Source organism: Morganella sp. Je.2.23, assembly GCF_051129855.1.
Classification (GTDB): Bacteria; Pseudomonadota; Gammaproteobacteria; order Enterobacterales; family Enterobacteriaceae; genus Morganella; species Morganella sibonii.
In genome coordinates, this window is sequence record NZ_JBCPSQ010000011.1 from 1 (window position 1) to 16,693 (window position 16,693).

The 16,693-nt window shown below is 44.9% G+C and carries 13 protein-coding genes and 3 pseudogenes; 6 read left to right on the forward strand and 10 right to left on the reverse strand.

Annotation, left to right across the window (positions count from 1 at the left end; all coding sequences use genetic code 11):
- From AAZR23_RS20015 to AAZR23_RS20025, 3 genes are all read right to left on the reverse strand, one after another.
- On the reverse strand, positions 1-1,564 hold a 1,564-nt coding region (locus AAZR23_RS20015; protein ID WP_434694455.1), incomplete at its 3' end, for a hypothetical protein.
- A 229-nt stretch (positions 1,565-1,793) separates the two neighbouring features.
- Positions 1,794-4,610: an autotransporter outer membrane beta-barrel domain-containing protein gene (locus AAZR23_RS20020; protein WP_434694456.1), complete on the reverse strand. Its 2,817-nt coding sequence runs from the start codon at positions 4,608-4,610 to the stop codon at positions 1,794-1,796.
- 224 nt (positions 4,611-4,834) lie between these two features.
- Positions 4,835-5,074, reverse strand: coding sequence for a helix-turn-helix domain-containing protein (locus tag AAZR23_RS20025; RefSeq protein ID WP_434694457.1), 240 nt, complete (start codon positions 5,072-5,074; stop codon positions 4,835-4,837).
- A gap of 871 nt (positions 5,075-5,945) precedes the next feature.
- Between AAZR23_RS20025 and AAZR23_RS20030 the strand changes: the two are divergent.
- The 3 genes and pseudogenes from AAZR23_RS20030 to AAZR23_RS20040 form a co-directional block, all read left to right on the forward strand.
- A pseudogene (locus tag AAZR23_RS20030) lies at positions 5,946-6,666 on the forward strand (IS3 family transposase); the annotation flags it as partial.
- Positions 6,667-6,770: 104 nt separating this feature from the next.
- On the forward strand, positions 6,771-7,256 hold the full coding sequence (locus AAZR23_RS20035) for a DUF4822 domain-containing protein (protein ID WP_434694458.1): 486 nt from the start codon (positions 6,771-6,773) through the stop codon (positions 7,254-7,256).
- 220 nt (positions 7,257-7,476) lie between these two features.
- Positions 7,477-7,686, forward strand: a pseudogene (locus AAZR23_RS20040) (transposase); the annotation flags it as partial.
- A gap of 37 nt (positions 7,687-7,723) precedes the next feature.
- Here the strand turns inward: AAZR23_RS20040 and AAZR23_RS20045 are convergent.
- From AAZR23_RS20045 to AAZR23_RS20075, 7 genes and pseudogenes are all read right to left on the reverse strand, one after another.
- Positions 7,724-8,811: pseudogene (locus AAZR23_RS20045) on the reverse strand (IS3 family transposase).
- Positions 8,812-9,272: 461 nt separating this feature from the next.
- A complete protein-coding gene (locus AAZR23_RS20050; RefSeq protein WP_434694459.1) occupies positions 9,273-9,548 on the reverse strand; it encodes a type II toxin-antitoxin system RelE family toxin in 276 nt (91 codons plus the stop codon).
- Positions 9,549-9,557: 9 nt separating this feature from the next.
- Positions 9,558-9,782 (reverse strand): type II toxin-antitoxin system RelB family antitoxin, encoded by a 225-nt coding sequence (gene relB, locus AAZR23_RS20055; RefSeq protein WP_434694460.1) that lies wholly within the window; start codon positions 9,780-9,782, stop codon positions 9,558-9,560.
- 917 nt (positions 9,783-10,699) lie between these two features.
- Positions 10,700-11,635 carry a RepA family replication protein gene (locus tag AAZR23_RS20060; RefSeq protein WP_434694461.1) on the reverse strand — a complete coding sequence of 312 codons (936 nt, stop codon included), beginning with the start codon at positions 11,633-11,635 and terminating at the stop codon, positions 10,700-10,702.
- 241 nt (positions 11,636-11,876) lie between these two features.
- Positions 11,877-12,857 carry a ParB family protein gene (locus AAZR23_RS20065; protein WP_434694462.1) on the reverse strand — a complete coding sequence of 327 codons (981 nt, stop codon included), beginning with the start codon at positions 12,855-12,857 and terminating at the stop codon, positions 11,877-11,879.
- Positions 12,847-14,019 carry an AAA family ATPase gene (locus tag AAZR23_RS20070; RefSeq protein ID WP_434694481.1) on the reverse strand — a complete coding sequence of 391 codons (1,173 nt, stop codon included), beginning with the start codon at positions 14,017-14,019 and terminating at the stop codon, positions 12,847-12,849. The genes AAZR23_RS20065 and AAZR23_RS20070 overlap by 11 nt, the downstream gene beginning before the upstream one ends.
- 653 nt (positions 14,020-14,672) lie before the next feature.
- Positions 14,673-15,398, reverse strand: a complete 726-nt coding sequence (locus AAZR23_RS20075) for a tyrosine-type recombinase/integrase (protein WP_434694463.1) — start codon at positions 15,396-15,398, stop codon at positions 14,673-14,675.
- A 170-nt stretch (positions 15,399-15,568) separates the two neighbouring features.
- Here AAZR23_RS20075 and AAZR23_RS20080 point away from each other — a divergent pair, with 170 nt between their 5' ends.
- The 3 genes from AAZR23_RS20080 to AAZR23_RS20090 all read left to right on the forward strand — a co-directional run bounded on the left by AAZR23_RS20080 (position 15,569) and on the right by AAZR23_RS20090 (position 16,619).
- Positions 15,569-15,727 (forward strand): hypothetical protein, encoded by a 159-nt coding sequence (locus AAZR23_RS20080; protein WP_434694464.1) that lies wholly within the window; start codon positions 15,569-15,571, stop codon positions 15,725-15,727.
- Positions 15,728-16,083: 356 nt separating this feature from the next.
- Positions 16,084-16,335 (forward strand): type II toxin-antitoxin system Phd/YefM family antitoxin, encoded by a 252-nt coding sequence (locus AAZR23_RS20085; protein ID WP_112549600.1) that lies wholly within the window; start codon positions 16,084-16,086, stop codon positions 16,333-16,335.
- Entirely contained in the window at positions 16,332-16,619 is a 288-nt protein-coding gene (locus AAZR23_RS20090; RefSeq protein WP_112549601.1) for a type II toxin-antitoxin system RelE family toxin, read from the forward strand. Before AAZR23_RS20085 ends, AAZR23_RS20090 begins: the two co-directional genes overlap by 4 nt.
- The last annotated feature ends 74 nt before the right edge of the window (positions 16,620-16,693 follow it).

Here is a 16,693-nt window from a genome sequence, read left to right on the forward strand (position 1 = left end):
GGATGGTGTGCACGGTATTGTATGCCAAGGTATCGCCCCCGCGGGTCAGCATCATGGCCGAGGCCAGATGCCCCTCGGACAGGGCTTTCAGCTGCGGGTTCACGCGGGCTGCCGGGGTTTCCGGGTCTACTGGGTCAACCGGTTTGTTATTGCCGAGAATAGTGGCGGTCACCAGCTTGCCGTTAATATCCACATCGGTTCTGACATCATACAGCAGCGAAACACCCTGCTGGGCAATGCCGCGGGTGGTCAGTCCCTCTGCTTCACCGCTCATGGTGTCGGTTGCCCGCATCAGTACAAATTTATCATCGGCAAACAGTTCCTGACCGGCTTTAATCCCCACCACCTGAATTTTAGAGGTGTTAGCTTCACCGCCGTTCATATTATATTCACTGGTCCCGAAAACGATGGTATCTGCGGTAATCAGCGCGGTGTCAGAATTGACGTGGGCCGGATCTACTGTGAAGTTGTAGTGTTCGAAGTTCGCCATTTCACCACTGAGCTCGAAGGGGGCCGCAGCGACATTCAGGGTGTTGCCCGTGAAAGAATCATAATAACCGGCGGTACCGGGACCATCAATAAATCCACCATACAGAGAACCGGATACCCTGGCAGAATTGCGGATATTGACCGTGTTATCTGTTATGTTAACACTGGTGACAAGATCCCCAGAAACATCAACATATCCGCCATAGATATCGTTGTTCACATAGGCGTTATCATTGAGGGTCACAGAATTCTCTGTCATTGTTATATCACCCCCCCCCTGTTTATCGGCCCAACCGCCATAAATGTTGGCATAATTAGTATTATTTACACCCGCGTTGTCATTGAGAGTCACAGAATTTCCCGTCACTATAATATTACCCGTATCATAGCTAGTGCCCCAGGCCCCCCTAACATAAAAGGGTACCCTTGCATTGTTGTTAAAAGTCACGGAATTTCCTGAGACTGTAACATTACCAGTATGTCGCTTATAACCGCTACCGCCGATAGCAACATCACTTAAATATGCGTTGTCATTGAGAGTCAGGGAATTTCCGGCAACTGTAATATCACTCGTACCGTTGTTTTCAATATAACCGCCGTAAGCGCCGCGAAATGTATAGGCGTTATCATTTAAGATCACTGAATTTCCCGTTACTGTTAGGCTTTTCGAGCTATTGGTGACTATAATGGCGCCAATAATATCATAACTTACAACAACATTGTCATTGAGGGTTACAGTATTCCCTGTCAATAAAATATTATCAGAGATTGGAAGTGAGGATGAGAAATTAGCACCAAAAATATTACTAGAAATTGATGTATTATTACCCTGTACCATTACGTTATTATTTTGTCCGTTACCCAGCAGGCTTATATCCTGTGAAATACCGGTACCCTCACAAATCATATCAACTCCCCCCTTGATATTAGGTACTGGGTTTGCCACACAATCTGCTCTGGCGACAGTTGCTGTACAAAATACTGTACCGATAATCAGGGATAAGGTTGTTCGGTGCAAGTGCTGACAGATTTTGTTGTTTTGCTCTGTCCTGATATGTAGATATGTGTAAGACATATAATTATCCTTTAAAGTAATATTGCCCAGTAATTCATACGGGTATTTACGGTTATATTTGTACAATAATTTTTCAGAATCTGTCGCATTAAGACGGTATACAGGGTAAGGTTAGACTCTCACCGGATAGCCCGTCATGTCACTTATTAAGGAGACCTTCAGACGGCAGTATTAATTTGCAGACCTATACGGTTAATGCGACAGAATTTTATTTACAGTACCTCACATATCAAAAGCTGAAACGGTACCCGCCATTAATCTGATACTGATCAAACCGGTTACCTGTTGCACTGTCCGCCTCAGCATACAGAGTATGTTTTTTATTGATATTGGCACTGATACCCAGTCCGTTGTTCCACCAGTTTCCTTTGAAGCTGTGTGCTTCACGGGAGCCGTTCAGTTTATAGTCCGTATTGCCCTGAAACTCTCTGACAAAACCGGTTTTCAGGTAAACGTTGATCTGGCTGTCACCGGTTGTGGTTTCATACCCAATCAGTGTACCTGCGCGCCCGATGGCGGAATCATAGCTGCCGAGATCGATTTTCAGGCCGTTGCTGGCGTGAATGCCTGCTGAATCCTGATGGCTGTAAGTCAGCTGCGCCTGCGGTTCGATATAGAAACCATTACCGGTCTGGCTCAGGCTGAATTTCCGGCCAGCTTCTGCTGACACACTGATTCCTGTTGAGCTGCCGTCGCCGCTGACATTACTGTTCTGGCTGTCCGAGACACTGAATTTATTTTTCAGCCGGGAAACTTTGGCAATACCGTCAACATAGAAACCGTTATCCGCCATATAAGTGGTGTAAAGCCCCAGATGGTATGAGCGGACAGTACCGTCCCCGCCGCGGTAATCCGGTGAGCCCTGCGTTAAGCCCGCAAAGGTACCGATATACAGCGGTGTATCCGGAGAGATACGTTTATCAAAGCCCAGCTGTGTACCGCCGTAGGTCATGTCAAATCCGCTCATCTTACCGCCGGCAAAGGAATTGAATTTACCGCCGAAGCCTCTCAGCCAGGCATTATTATCTCCGCCGTTCCGGCGCAGGTCGCCCATACGCTGCATCAGTGTCTGGGTCTCTGCGTAGTTAATCAGATAGCCCACATTCAGGAAATTACCGCCAGCATCGGCTGTGGTGGTGATCGGTGGTTTTGGTTTTTCCGGTTCCGGCGGAACGTAGGCACCTGATGAATACAGTTCCCAGTTATTGCCGTTTTTACGTACATCATACAGATAACCGCCTAACTCGACTTCAGATGCGGAGGTGAAATTAGCTGCACCGTCTGCGGTTTCCACAACGGTCAGAATTTCATTACCGGTTGTTGCCAGGCTGCCGCGGTTTAATACAGTTAATGAATGATCACCGGCACTGGTGCCGGTTATTACCACTTTGTCACCGGCGTTGTTGACACCATCTCCGTCACCGACAATATCGGTACGCAGTGTGAATGTGCCGTTGCCGCTGAGATTGGCGATACTCAGTGTTGAGTAACCGGTATCGGACAATCTGTGCGACAGGTCGACAGCGGTATTATTCAGTATCAGATTATCGAGGTTGGAATCATCCGTGACATTCCAGCGGCTGTTGTCCATGGTGACATTCAGCAGGCCACCGTTGACGTTATCGCTGTAGGCGCTTCCGGTCCACAGTGAGCCGGAGGCCATATCCATATTGATCAGCCCGCCCCGGGACTGAATACCGCCGTTAATCAGCATTTTAGCTGTTGCATTAATCCGGCTGGCCGTATCGCCGTCAGTGGACTGGGCGATAATGGCCATCTGATCGGCGGTTACCATATTAATCGCGAGGTCGCCGGTCAGATCAATCTGGCTGTTGGCCCTGGCATAGACACCATACGTTCCGGCAGCACCGGTTATCGTGATATTTTTACCAGTGATAACTGCGCCACCTATCGTTCTCAATCCAACGCTGCTTTTCCCATCCACAGTAATATCCGTATTTGTCAGGTTGATTTTAGCATCATTACCTACAGAAGACACAGCTCTACCACCACCTGAAAAAATAGTATTACGGTTATCTGCTGTACCGGTGAAGTTAATAGTGCTGCCATAGGCGAGCAAGCCATCGGATAACTCAGCAAAAAAATGGCTGTCTGCGCCAATATTGGCAATCCCGCTCCAGTTACTCATATTCAGTGCTGTGGAGCGATTTCCCCGGGAAATAATTGTCAGGGCATCTGCTTTGATGTCACCAGAGCTCCAGATACCGTTGGCGTTATCGCCGTTGGTCATAATTTTGCTGCCGGTACCCAGATCAACAATCGAGTTTTTCTGGATATTCATGCCGTATGCCTGGTCTCCCTGTGCATCGACAGTCAGGTTGGTGGCAGTAAAAGAAGCAGGACCTTCAGATTGGTTGCCATTCAGGCCGTCGATCAAAATACCATGGCTAAGCGCACCGTTAGTTTTGATTGTGCTGCCACTACCTAAGTTAGCACTGCTGCCGTAATCACTAATTGTAAAGCCTTGCCCGTTTTTAACTTCAATTGATAGATGATCGGCTGTTAGGGTCAAGGCTCCTTTCATTTTCACACCGTATATAAAACCCCGCTCTGGTGCTTCAACTTTAACACTGGTGCCTGTTCCCAGGTCGGCTTGTATTTTTTGAGCATTGAGGTCAATACCGACGGCATTTTTACCGTTCACATTCACGGATAAGCCATTGGCGTTTAATACACTATTACTTCCCTCAATAACCACACCCTTAGCATTCGCGGAGGTGTCTGTCACGTTAACAGTCACATTATTACCGAGATTAATGGTTCCCGAACCATTGCCATAGGAGTTAAAAACACCATAGCGCTTTCCGGAATCATCAAAGGCATCGCCGATAATCCGGTCACCGTCGTTAACTGTAATACTGGCTCCACTCTGACTACCTATATCCGCAGCCAGGGCTGTCTGCAAACAGACCACAGTACTCAGGCTAATAAGCCCGACAACAGTTAGCCGGCCCCGTAGTGGTAGGATAGTACCTTCAGAATAAGAAGATGCCCGGTATCCTCTGGTGAATAAATTAATATTCATAATATTCCTTTTACATATTAGTGACATTGTGTTAAATTAAAGTTTTTCTCGGCTAAGAAGATTTGGTGGATATACCATAAGAAAAACTTTTTCTTGCGGATACTATCAGATTTTTATCAACAGAACATTTTTAACAGGATCTGTAGATCCTTAAAAACAGTATTTCTCTGAAATGGCCACAATACTGAATCCCAACAGTGAATATCAATACTTCACCAGAAGTATCAATGAATTGGTTCAGAAATTAAAAAATAACTTATAGGCTCCTTTAATATGACAGATACTTTAAATAACATTTCCACACTGATCCTGCTGTTTCCTCTCTCATACCGTGATAATTGTTGTTGACTGACCCCAATACAATCGGCCAAAAATTGACCAGAATATCCTAGTTTTTTCCTTTTATTCATGATGTTAATACCAACTAATTTATTAATAGCTGTTTCAGTTTCTGATATTGTCATAAAAACTCCAAAAAATGTCATTAAAACCAAAAGAATATAAATCACTCTTAATAAATCAGTACGGTAAGGTAACTGATTTTTCAGAATAATAGCTATCTGTCAGTAATACTGATAACTCAACTCTATATTTATTATATTATTACAGTAACCAACCTGTAACCTGACGGCATCAGCCATTATATTACGGAATTAGTAGTATCGATAATTTTATCTGTAGTTCCGGATTAGCTGTAATTTTATTTTCCAGACCAGGGTATAAATTCTTATATTTTTGATTTTAGTTGTTTTTGTTACTACAGAACCTATTACAAACACATCGAAAGTAACAAAATCTATTATCTTCTTTAAGAAAGCTCAATGTTCTGCTTTACTGTTCTTCTCACATCAGATAAAAGTTTTGCCAGCTCCTTCATTGAATAAAAACCAGTATTATCAGTGTGTTAAATGTTGTTTTATTCTTAACCATTACTCTTTCTGTTATCAGCATATAATCATTTAATATAAAATCGAAACCATAGGTAAGTTATTGTTATTTAACATGACTTTTACATAATTAACTGTAATAACAAAATAATATTTTCTGATTTTTATTAAATATACTACATAAGAGAGTAGTTTGCATTACTTAAATACAATAATAAAGAGTGGAAGCTAAAAAAATTTAGTCGCAGTAACCAGACTTTGATTGATCTTACCCACCAATAGCAGACACAGGACTAAGGGAAAGTGCGATTTAATCGTTGTTATGAGAAGATAACATTTTCATTATAATGCCTTTTTTATCATGCTTTCTGACCTCTTCCCTTTCTTCAGTACCGGTATAAAGTAGAGTTTCCGGCCTTTCTTCTCCTGAAAAAAGAGGTCATATGACATGAAAAAGACACGTTATACCGAAGAACAGATCGCATTTGCCCTGAAACAGGCTGAAACCGGTACCCGGGTAGAGGAAGTGTGCAGAAAGATGGGTATTTCTGAAGCCACTTTTTACAATTGGAAGAAAAAATTCGGTGGTATGGGTGTGACGGAACTTCGCCGCCTGAGACAGCTCGAGGAAGAAAACCAGCGTCTGAAGCGCCTGATGGCAGATCTGAGTCTGGACAAAGAGATGCTGCAGGAGGTCATCAAAAAAAAGTTCTGAGACCGGCCCAGAAGCGGGAGGCGGTAACCTGGTTGCCGGAGGCCTACCGTATCGGGCTGCGGCGTGGTTGCCGTCTGATGATGCAGAGCCGCACGGTCTACCACTATCAAAGCCGGCGTGACGACCGCGCAGTCACGCAGCGGATAAGGGAAATAGCGGAAACCCGCATCCGCTACGGCGTGCAGCGCATACATATCCTGCTGCGCCGGGAGGGCTGGCTGATTAACCATAAGAAAACCCACCGTATTTATTGTCAGGAAGGACTGAATCTGCGGACAAAGCGACCCCGCGACATGTCACAGCCAGACACAGACAGGAGCGTCCGGCAGTGACGGCAGCCGATCAGTGCTGGAGTATGGATTTCGTTGCTGATAATCTGTTCAACGGGCGCCGGATCCGGGCGCTGACTGTAGTCGATAATTTTAGTCGGGAATGCCTGGCGCTGATTTTGGGAGGAGATCACACAGTAAACTTACCCATTTTACATAATGGGTCTTATCGGAACTTATTTTTAGAACAAGAGTCCTAAAAATAGCCTATTTAACTTAAGGAGAATTTATGAAATTGAAAACATTAACAACTGCTATTTTTTTACTCTCCACAACCGCTGTTTTTTCTGCTCAGGCTGATACATCTAAACCAGCTGAAGAGACAAAAGAGATGAGTAAAAAAAAGAATAATGACTATGAGAAAATGGTGATTAGTAAAGTTTGGGTTACTACTCAAGCCTTAGACCAAGATAAAAAGGATGTGCCAGCAACAAATGATCAGGTTGCTAATTTTTTTGGTTTAGCTGAATATTTCCCTGATGGGACATTTAAAATGCTCACCTTAGATGGAAAGCCAAAAATGCAAGGTGATTGGTCATTTAGTGATGATGGGAAAAGTCGAACATTAGTTGCGAAAAATGATAAAGGTGAGGTTTTATTCACAAGAGTTGTAGAGAATGTCACGGTGACTCCTGATGAGTATACTTATCGTATTTATCCATCATCCGAGAATAAAACTAAGTACTTTGATATCGTTCATAAAGTGAAAAAATAAAAAACTAATACCCAAACACGTTGATAATTTCAGTGCCTTTATTTGTGTTTCTATCGCGGTTGATTGAATCAACCGCGATTTTTACAGGGAAGGTGCATTGGGTAATCCTGAATCGCCACCGTTAATCACCTGCCAAAGCCTTTCTGGTTGTTTGTGATCTTACCCGCCAATAGTGGACACGGGACTAAGTGAGTAAACTCTCATCCAGAGGTGATTACTCATGACAAAATCAGTATCAACCAGCAAAAAGCTCCGTAAACAATACACTCCAGAATTCCGCGATGAAGCCCTAAAACTAGCTGAACGCATTGGTATTGCCGCCGCAGCCCGTGAACTCAGTCTGTATGAGTCACAGCTTTATACCTGGCGCAGCAAACTTAAGAATGCCCTTTCTTCTTCCGTACGTGAGCAGGAAATGGCTGTTGAAATGGTAATCCCCCCATTTTCAACGGAGGTAATAAGTAGAATCAGGCCATACGCTGAATATGCTGCATCGGTGTGTAGCCATTCAACGCCATATTGGGTCGTTCGTGATTATAAAACCATTGCCATCCGGTCGCATAGTTTTGTAATTCATCCAGTGATGTAAACAGGTGTTGCCCCAGCCAGTCATAACGCACTGTCCGGTTATATCGTTCAATATAAGCATTCTGCTGAGGTTTACCTGGTTGTATAAAGCGAAGCATTATATTCTGTTGAGCTGCCCATGATATCAGTATGTTACCTGTATATTCCGGTCCGTTATCACACCGAATGGCTGCGGGTTTTCCCTTCCATTCAATGAGTTGCCCCAGTGTTCTGACTACCCGACTTGCTGGCAGAGAAAAATCCACCTCTATGGCCAGTGCCTCACGATTAAAATCATCGACAACATTCAGTAAACGGACTGAGCGACCATCTGATAGCTGATCGTGCATAAAGTCCATTGACCAGCATTCATTGCTGCTTTCAGGCACTGTCAGTGGTTCCGGTTTATCCCGCTTCAGTCGTTTTTTGGGCCTGATGCGCATGTTCAGTGACAACTCGCAGTAAATCCGGTACACCCTTTTGTGGTTGAACCGCAGGCCTTTTACATTGCGCAGGTACAAAAAATACAGGCCAAATCCTCAGTTGCGCTGATTGTCAGTAATGCGGAGCAACCAGTCGGCAATGACCTGATTTTCTTCATTCAGTTTAGGCTGATAACGATAGCAACTTTCGCTGACAGCAAACAGCTGGCAGGCAAAACGTATACTGACGTTTCGGCTTCTGACTACATCCTGCGCCATCTGCTTCCGGCATGATGGCTTTACCACTTTTTTGCTATGGCCTCCTGAATGATCTCGGCTTTGAGACGTTCTTCAGCATACATCTTTTTAAGGCGGCGGTTTTCATCTTCCAGCTCTTTGAGGCGGGCCATCATAGAAGCGTCCATGCCGCCATAGCGTGAACGCCACTTATAGAAACTGGCATTGCTCATGCCGTGCTCGCGGCACAGTTCAGTTACCGGTGTTCCGGCCTCTGCTTGTTTCAGGATAGACATGATCTGACTGTCGGTAAAACGTGCTTTCTTCATAGAATTCTCCCCGGTTCAGATTACGAGAAAATTCTACTTATGAACACACCGGTTTTTCGGGGGGATTACCATAGCTTTCCGCACCCCAGAAAATTACCGCTAAAAATCACGGCATCTTTCATCAAATGCTCCTCAGCACGGAGAAAATAGGTACTTCCAGGATAACGGACTAATTCCGCATCCAGTGAAATACGCTGTACCTAAAAATCATCCGCCGGGCTGGGAAAACCACAGAACATCGGATAATCAAAAAAGGGAACTTGTGACATAGCAACCTCACAAATAAAACTGTATACAGTGCTATTCCTGTCTTACCGAAGCAACAACTGTGTCATTCCATATTGGGAACCTCCGGCCATCTGTACGATGGGCGATGGGCGATGGAGGAATATAGCCTGGCTTTTTCGGGTTCGATGCCCAAAAAAGAGCTACAGTACATAACCCCCGTTAGCTGAAACTGTTTAAAATTTTTTATAGACATCCTTACGGTGTCCGACTGTTAATGCTATTACCAACAATTTATTGTCTTCTATCGCGGCTATCAGACGGTAATCTCCTATACGGTAGCGGATAAATTCGGCTTTATCCCCCTTAAGGATTTTCCCTGTTAAACGCGGGTTTATCGTATTATTGATATTTATCTCAATATATTTCTGAACAATTCTTTGGTGTACTGAGTCTATTTTCTTAAAATCTTTTACAAACCGTTTTGTGTACTCTGTCCGGTAGCGCGTCATTTCACTACCTCAGACAGATTCAAATAATTCATTATGACTTATTGTGGTTTTATCTCTGAGAAAATCCTCATAGCTTTCATTAGCAAGCTGTAAATCTAACTCATCCTCGATTTTTTCCCGTACCGCACTTTTGCACAATTCACTGAATGTAAGCCCTTTAGCACTCGCATAGGATTCAAACAGAGTATAGTCTTCATTATTCAGTCTGATAGCTTTTGTCATATTTTTATTCATATAATATCCCCTTATTTAATGTTATACATTGTATAACGATGTTGTTTTTTTGTCCATCCAAAAAGAGTGTTAATGAGGTTTGAGGACCAACAGGGTAAAAATACCCGTAAAAAATGGTTGCCTGAAAGATCGATTAACAGACAACACAGTCCGTTAAGTACTGTTTTTCGATTAAAAAGACACCATTATGAATGTTTTTTTCTATGTCTATTATGTTTGATGTATCAAATAGTTACTACACTAACGTGAGTTTTCGTACCGCTGGACTCCAAACTCCTCTTATTATGTTTTTCTTATGCGCATCAGCGCATGTGAGGCGGCAGATATTGCCGGGAATGTCACTGTGGTCAGATGGCCGCCGCAGCCCGGCAGCGCCGGTTACAGGCTGTTATAGTCCGCATACCCCCCCCCGCCCTGCCTGAACAATCAGGCTGTAAAACCACTTTGTTATTTCTTATTCCCGCCTTTGGCCGCAGTTAGCCGGGTTTACCCGGATGTACTGCGCGTTATGCTGCGCTTGTGCGGCATTACGGGGAATATTCACCGGAATCTGAAACCTCACTGCTCTGAGCGGCGGGAACGCAGTTCCCTGTGAGCGAAGGCATTATCTGATGTTTACTGATGGGGTGCGCTTTAAAAACGCGCCCCAATCTCCTTTTTATTAAAAAAGGACGTTTAGTTCAGAAACTAAGAACGAAGTTAATCTGATTCATACCAGCCTGTACGAAGTTAACTGATGTGCTTTCATACCATACGAAATTAACTGACGGTATTATGAACAATCAGAGGACGCGATAGCACCGGCTCTCTCTCCGCCGGTAAAAAAGTACCGCTCCGGGACATAAAAGCAGGGCATTTCCGGCAGAAAGCCGGCACGAAATCCGCCGGGGAGGCGGTCAGTCAGGACAGTGTCGGGATTAATGGTCAGGCAGGTTATCGAGGTAACACTGATACAGCAGCTCGCCGTGCAGTGCCGGATACAGCGATTTTATCCGCTGCTCAAACTCACACACCACAGCCACCGGATTCAGCTGTTTCCAGCGCTCATACAGCCGCCAGGCGTTTCCGGGGGCTTCTTCCTGCGGACGGGACGCTTTCAGCTGTGCTTTCTTCTCTTTCAGGGCTTTTTCAAGGTGTTTCCTTTCACTCTCCAGCGCCTCATCATCCCCGGTCACCAGACGGCGCAGTTTTTTCAGCAGGTTTTTCAGTGCGTGCCGGTTATCCAGTGATGCCACATTAGAACGGCTCAGGCGCAGCACATGGCGGGCATACCGTTTCTGGTATTCTTCCCGCAGTCCTTTGCGCTCCATCCAGCGCCGGAAACGCGTGACAATGTCACGCAGTGCCGCCAGGTCAAACCCCAGTCCGGCAAAAAACTCCGGCCGCAGCCAGATGCGCATCGCCTTGTACTGTTTCGCCTCACGGTCAAAGTCACGGTGAATAATAATCAGATTCGCCGCCTCCCAGTCATGCAGCGCGTGCAGCACCGGGTCATAGCTTTTGCGGCCGTTCTCATACTGATGCAGCTGCCCGCATTGCGCGGCCAGGGTTTCGACCGGACACATAACCTCAAACAGCGCCTCACTGTCCGGGTTGTAGTCCGCATTGGCAATCATCGCCAGCGCCAGCGCATACCAGGTCTCCCGCCGCTCTGAGCGCACGGAGACACGCTGGTTACGTTCACAGCGCAGATTATAGATATGGGGATTACGGTTCCAGTCATGACGGGATAATGCCGCCGAAAAACGGCGCACCGCCGCAATTGCCGGTAATTTCCCCTTAAAAACAGGGATATAGTGACGGTGAATTTTATGACCATTCACCGGGGTGTAAAGAGTCAGGGAGTCAGACACAGTCTCCTGCACTTATGTTGTGCCGCAGGAGTTGAATTTTATTCTGCATAATTCTATACTCCTAGGTAAGAGCTCAACAATGCTCCTGCCTGAATAGATGTGATAACCCCTGCTAATCTTTCCGACCGCCAAGTTAGATTGAGATTACAGGGGTTTTTATTCAGCCGGTGCACCTGTCTTTACAAAAAACTGACAGCGCTCCGGCTCCTGTAAAGTTCCGTTGCTTTTACCGCGCAGAACGTTAATGACTTTCACGGGAATAATACTGCGACAAAATTGACTGAATCCCGTTATCAAGCTCATCCTGCAGCTGTCTGGGGATCCGGTTAAATTCGTAACTGAACCCCCTGCCTTTTATTCTTTTTCTGGCATATATATTCTTATCATCAAACGTTTTCAGCGGGATAACTGCCGGTACATCTGTTTTTATACTGATAATCTGTTTATCTGTACTCTCTTTCAGTTCCGATAAAATAAATTTTTTCAGTTCATCAGCTGCAACATTATCTGAGTCATTAAATGATGATACTTTTTCATTCACATCTGCAAGAATGATTTCCCGCGATAATTTTTTGTCTTTCATCATTTTATCAATGAGCAGCAATTGTCTGTAATCAGTATGGGTGAGTTCTGACTGTACAGGAAAAAGAGAAACAAGGTCATCAGGGACCGAAGCAGCCTGAATTGCTCTGGTGACTTTTGCTGCGGATAACTGTTCTGAGAATGCAATTTCTTTCTGTGACATCCCCTTTTCACGCAACTGTAAAAGCCGCAATCCTGTTTCACGCAGGTTATGTTCTTTCGCTGTCTGTATATCCGCTGCAAGCTGTCTTGCATCATCATTGCTGATTTCTGTTTCTGTCACCAGAATACTCAGCCCCACGTGACAAAGCAGAGCTGCTGCACGTCTTCTTGAACCATCAAGAATTTCAATTTTATCGCCATGACGGTAACCAATAGCCGGAAAGAACTGCTGCAGCTTAATCGTCCGCAGAATATCTGCCAGTGATTCAGGTGTCAGTGCACTCTGATCCCGCCCGTTAACAGAAAAGCGGACAAAAGTGCGTTCACTGACCTCACCGGCGGGAATATTTTCAAACCGGAAAACAGCTGATTTTCCGGATTTAAGCATAAAGCGCTGAACATGACCGCTATCTGTGGCAGGATATGCAGGTAATACCGCACTGAGTGTCCGGCCTATAGTCTTTCGTTTAGTTTGCATAATACCCCCGGTTCAGACGAAGAAATTCTATACGATCAAAAACAGCTTTGGAGAAATCCTCTGCTGCTGATTTGGCACTTTTCAGTGCTTCCGCACTTCCTATATAGGTTGCCGGATTAGCGGAAATAACAGTATCGAAAGATTCGCCGCACCGTTCAAAACCATCCAGCCGCGGTAATGCCACATCCAGCATCTCGCCGCCGAAGATTTCTTTGGCCAGACTGTGGCACAGCTTATGATCAGTCTTATTCACCAGTTTGGACATAAAACCGATATTGCTTATCAGGTTCACCTGTGCACCGGTTGACTCAATCATACCAATCAGCTCAGGCAGCCTTGTTAAATACTTAAGTGTGGAGTGAAAATCCACCTGAGCAGGGGGTATCGGGGTCATTAAAATGTCAGCCGCCGCAATCGCATTCGAAAGAAATGCATCAAGATGAGGACCGCTGTCAATAAAAATGAAATCATAATCCTGCTTTAGTTTTTCAATAATATTTTCACGCAGCACAGTGTAAATATTATGTTCCGGCAGATATTCAGCACAGAGTATTTCCCACTGTGATGCAATGAAAGCATCCTCAATTGAAGCGGGCATCACATCAACACCCTGTACAACAGACGGCAGAATAAACTCATTCAGGAGTTCTTCACGGGTAACATTCTGCAGCATCGCCTGAGCCGCGGTTGTTTCGACGGACCCGACAGACTGTGTATGATCAAGAAACATCGTGGCCGAGGACTGCGGGTCAAGATCAATAACAAGGATCCTCAGATCCTCCGAAATAAGGTGAGGATGCGTTCTCAGTCCGTGAGCCAGTGAAACCGTGCTCACCGTCTTTGACACCCCGCCCTTCAGGTTACCGATAAAAAACGTAAACGCCTCATCATAGCGGTCACGGTATTTCGGAACATGCCTGTGATGATAAATATCCACAATGTTCTGAATATTCATCGCGTATTTCAGCGCGGTTCCCGCCTCACGTTTTTCAAATTCATACCCCATGCTTTCCATTTCACTGACGGCGGAATCAACACCGGCCCGGGTCAGACGGGGGAGTTTGGCTACCGCCGCTTTTGAGTAAACCTGATAGTAAGAGGTTTCATTAAGCTCTTCTTTCTGCGTCTGTACCTGTGTCGTTAATGACTGTAAAAGCCGCATAGAACGCTCAGCGATTTTATTAAACTGTCCATTAACATTAACCACACCAGCCTCCGGATATGCAGAATTTCAATATTTTGTAGAGTATCCTACATATTGACATAATTGCAAACACTCTTGCGAAAATTTATTTCTCCACACACAAAACAATATGTAACTAATTGATATCTAATTAATTACCTCATTTTCAATACTGAATTTCAGACTGAAATCACCATATTATCAATTCATACCACCCGTCTTGAAATAAACCGCATTAACAGTTAATGATAAATTACAAAATAACAACATACTGCCCGTAAATCGCCCGGTAACCTCTGTTTTTGTGACTTCGGCTAATTCGCTCTGTTTTATCTCTTTACAGTATACAGATGATGCACAGGAACAAAACAAATCGTCATGACTGAGCGGTGCATTATTCTGCTGACAAATATTATCTTATAAATATAGCCGATTGCCCCTTCAGGGGAGGATAATCATCAACCGGTCATAAAAAAGATACAAAAACACCCTGTTTCAGGGAAAATATCAGCAAAACCGGCAAAAACAACCCTGTGCCAGCCGGCAATATAAGGACCACGGAGAAAGACCGGCACAGCTGCGTAATATAATATTACTGCTGTACCGGACTGAAATATCATGCAGGGAAAGAATTACCGGAAAGAAATATCAAAATGCATCATTGCATCTAATGTAAATATTTTTGTGTATACATCGGTGGAACTTGATTTTTTATGCCCGAGATACGACTGGATCAGCTTTAAGGGGACACCATGAAAAATCAGGTGCATGGCAAAACTGTGACGGAAAGTGTGGCAGGTCACCGGCCCGGTGATAAATGAGAAACCGTCTGCTGACGCAGACCGGACCGCATCCCGCAGCCAGTTACGCACCGTGTTATCACTGCGCACCGGCCAGATCTGACTCTGATTTTTATAGCGCATGGTGGCAAAGTAACTTTTCATCAGCCGGACATATTCCGCATCAAACAACGGAACAGCCCGCTTTTTTACCGCCTGTGGTTTATATTTTTCCGTCGTGTTCAGCGGCCGGCGCTGCTTTAACGTCCTCAGCACCACGAACGGTGTCTCCGCATCAAAATAAAAATCGCCTTTGGTCAGCGTCATCACCTCATGAATACGCCCGCCGGTATTCCACAGTGTATCAATCAGGGTGCGCTGATGCAGATCAGGAATATACTGCAGCAGCCGGTTAATTTCCGGCGCCAGCAGATAGCGGGGACAATCCAGCTCGGCAGCAACAGCCAGCATCCGCAGCTGACGGGCCCGCTCCAGATGCTCAGCCGGCTGCAGACCGGAGGACTGCCGCCGGCTGAGCGCCCTGCCGGCGACGGAAAGCTCAGGAAAGTTGTCGTTCATAACCGTACCTGCTGTCAGTGCCCGGGACACAATGCCCAAGGTTACTATAACTCAACTTAATAATAACATCACGATAATAATCAGGGCTGCCGGCATGTCCTGTTCCGGTGGCCGGAAAGGTGATCAGCCCGCCGCAGCAGCAAAAAAAAAGATCCGCGGAATGCGGTATTATGGCTTTAATGCCGCAAAACCGCAATGCATGGCATGATGACGCGCTGTTCAGATCCCCGTATTATCAGCATATAGTGTCATTACAGACAGACAGGCACTATATGCATCCGATCCGCGGAGGATCAGCCATTGCGGAAAATAACGGTAAACCGCAATAAATGAAAAAATAAAGGTTGGTCAAAAAACAGGCTTCACATAACACTCTCTGAGTGATTTTTTTATCCGTGGTAATACATCTGCATGGCTGCGTTAAAAAACGGCTGATAATCCGTCTGGGTTCGATTTTAATAAGACAGCCTTACTTTCACAAATTCCGGGTAAAATCCGGGAAACGACAGCCACAGCTTCTCGTTTTAATAAACCTGTACTTAATCAACGTTGCCGGAAGAAAGAGAGTCCTCTTCCCGATTACAACCCCGGCTCTTCCCCCGAATAAAAAACAATAAAAAGACTTGTTAACAGGTCTTTTGAGCGGTATATTTAATACAGATCAAACAGTCTCTAAAGGTAATATATGCCAAACATCATTCTGAGTGACACAAGCGCCAGTGTCAGTGAACTCAAGAAAAACCCAATGGCGACCGTCGGTGCCGGGGACGGATTTCCTGTTGCAATTCTGAACCGTAATCAGCCCGCTTTTTACTGCGTTCCGGCAGCTTTGTACGAAAAGATGCTTGATGCACTGGACGATCAGGAACTGATAAATCTGGTAACCGAACGCAGCAACCAGCCGCTGCTTGACGTGGATCTGGATAGCTACCTGTGACTTACTCAGTCAAATTCAGAGAGGATGCGCTGAAAGAGTGGCAAAAATTGGATAAAGCAATACAGCAGCAGTTTGCCAAAAAATTAAAAAAATGCTGTGACAACCCTCATATTCCGTCAGCGAAACTTCGGGGAATGAAAGACTGCTACAAAATAAAACTTCGTTCGTCTGGTTTTCGCCTGGTTTATCAGGTGATTGATGCTCAATTAATTATCGCTGTTGTAGCTGTTGGTAAACGGGAGCGTAGTGATATTTATAATCTTGCAAGCGAAAGAATGAGATAATTCTTTATTTTTTCTATTATAAATAACCGTAAATCCAGAGTTATTATTTATCTTACAGATTAGTTTATATCATG

Excerpts from the sequence above, each read along its gene's own strand:
- relB (WP_434694460.1), bottom strand. The coding sequence starts at position 9,782 with ATGAATAAAAATATGACAAAAGCTATCAGACTGAATAATGAAGACTAT.
- AAZR23_RS20085 (WP_112549600.1), top strand. The coding sequence starts at position 16,084 with ATGCCAAACATCATTCTGAGTGACACAAGCGCCAGTGTCAGTGAACTC.
- AAZR23_RS20065 (WP_434694462.1), bottom strand. The coding sequence starts at position 12,857 with ATGCAAACTAAACGAAAGACTATAGGCCGGACACTCAGTGCGGTATTA.
- AAZR23_RS20020 (WP_434694456.1), bottom strand. The coding sequence starts at position 4,610 with ATGAATATTAATTTATTCACCAGAGGATACCGGGCATCTTCTTATTCT.
- AAZR23_RS20050 (WP_434694459.1), bottom strand. The coding sequence starts at position 9,548 with ATGACGCGCTACCGGACAGAGTACACAAAACGGTTTGTAAAAGATTTT.
- AAZR23_RS20070 (WP_434694481.1), bottom strand. The coding sequence starts at position 14,019 with ATGCGGCTTTTACAGTCATTAACGACACAGGTACAGACGCAGAAAGAA.
- AAZR23_RS20035 (WP_434694458.1), top strand. The coding sequence starts at position 6,771 with ATGAAATTGAAAACATTAACAACTGCTATTTTTTTACTCTCCACAACC.
- AAZR23_RS20075 (WP_434694463.1), bottom strand. The coding sequence starts at position 15,398 with ATGAACGACAACTTTCCTGAGCTTTCCGTCGCCGGCAGGGCGCTCAGC.
- AAZR23_RS20025 (WP_434694457.1), bottom strand. The coding sequence starts at position 5,074 with ATGACAATATCAGAAACTGAAACAGCTATTAATAAATTAGTTGGTATT.
- AAZR23_RS20080 (WP_434694464.1), top strand. The coding sequence starts at position 15,569 with ATGGCTTTAATGCCGCAAAACCGCAATGCATGGCATGATGACGCGCTG.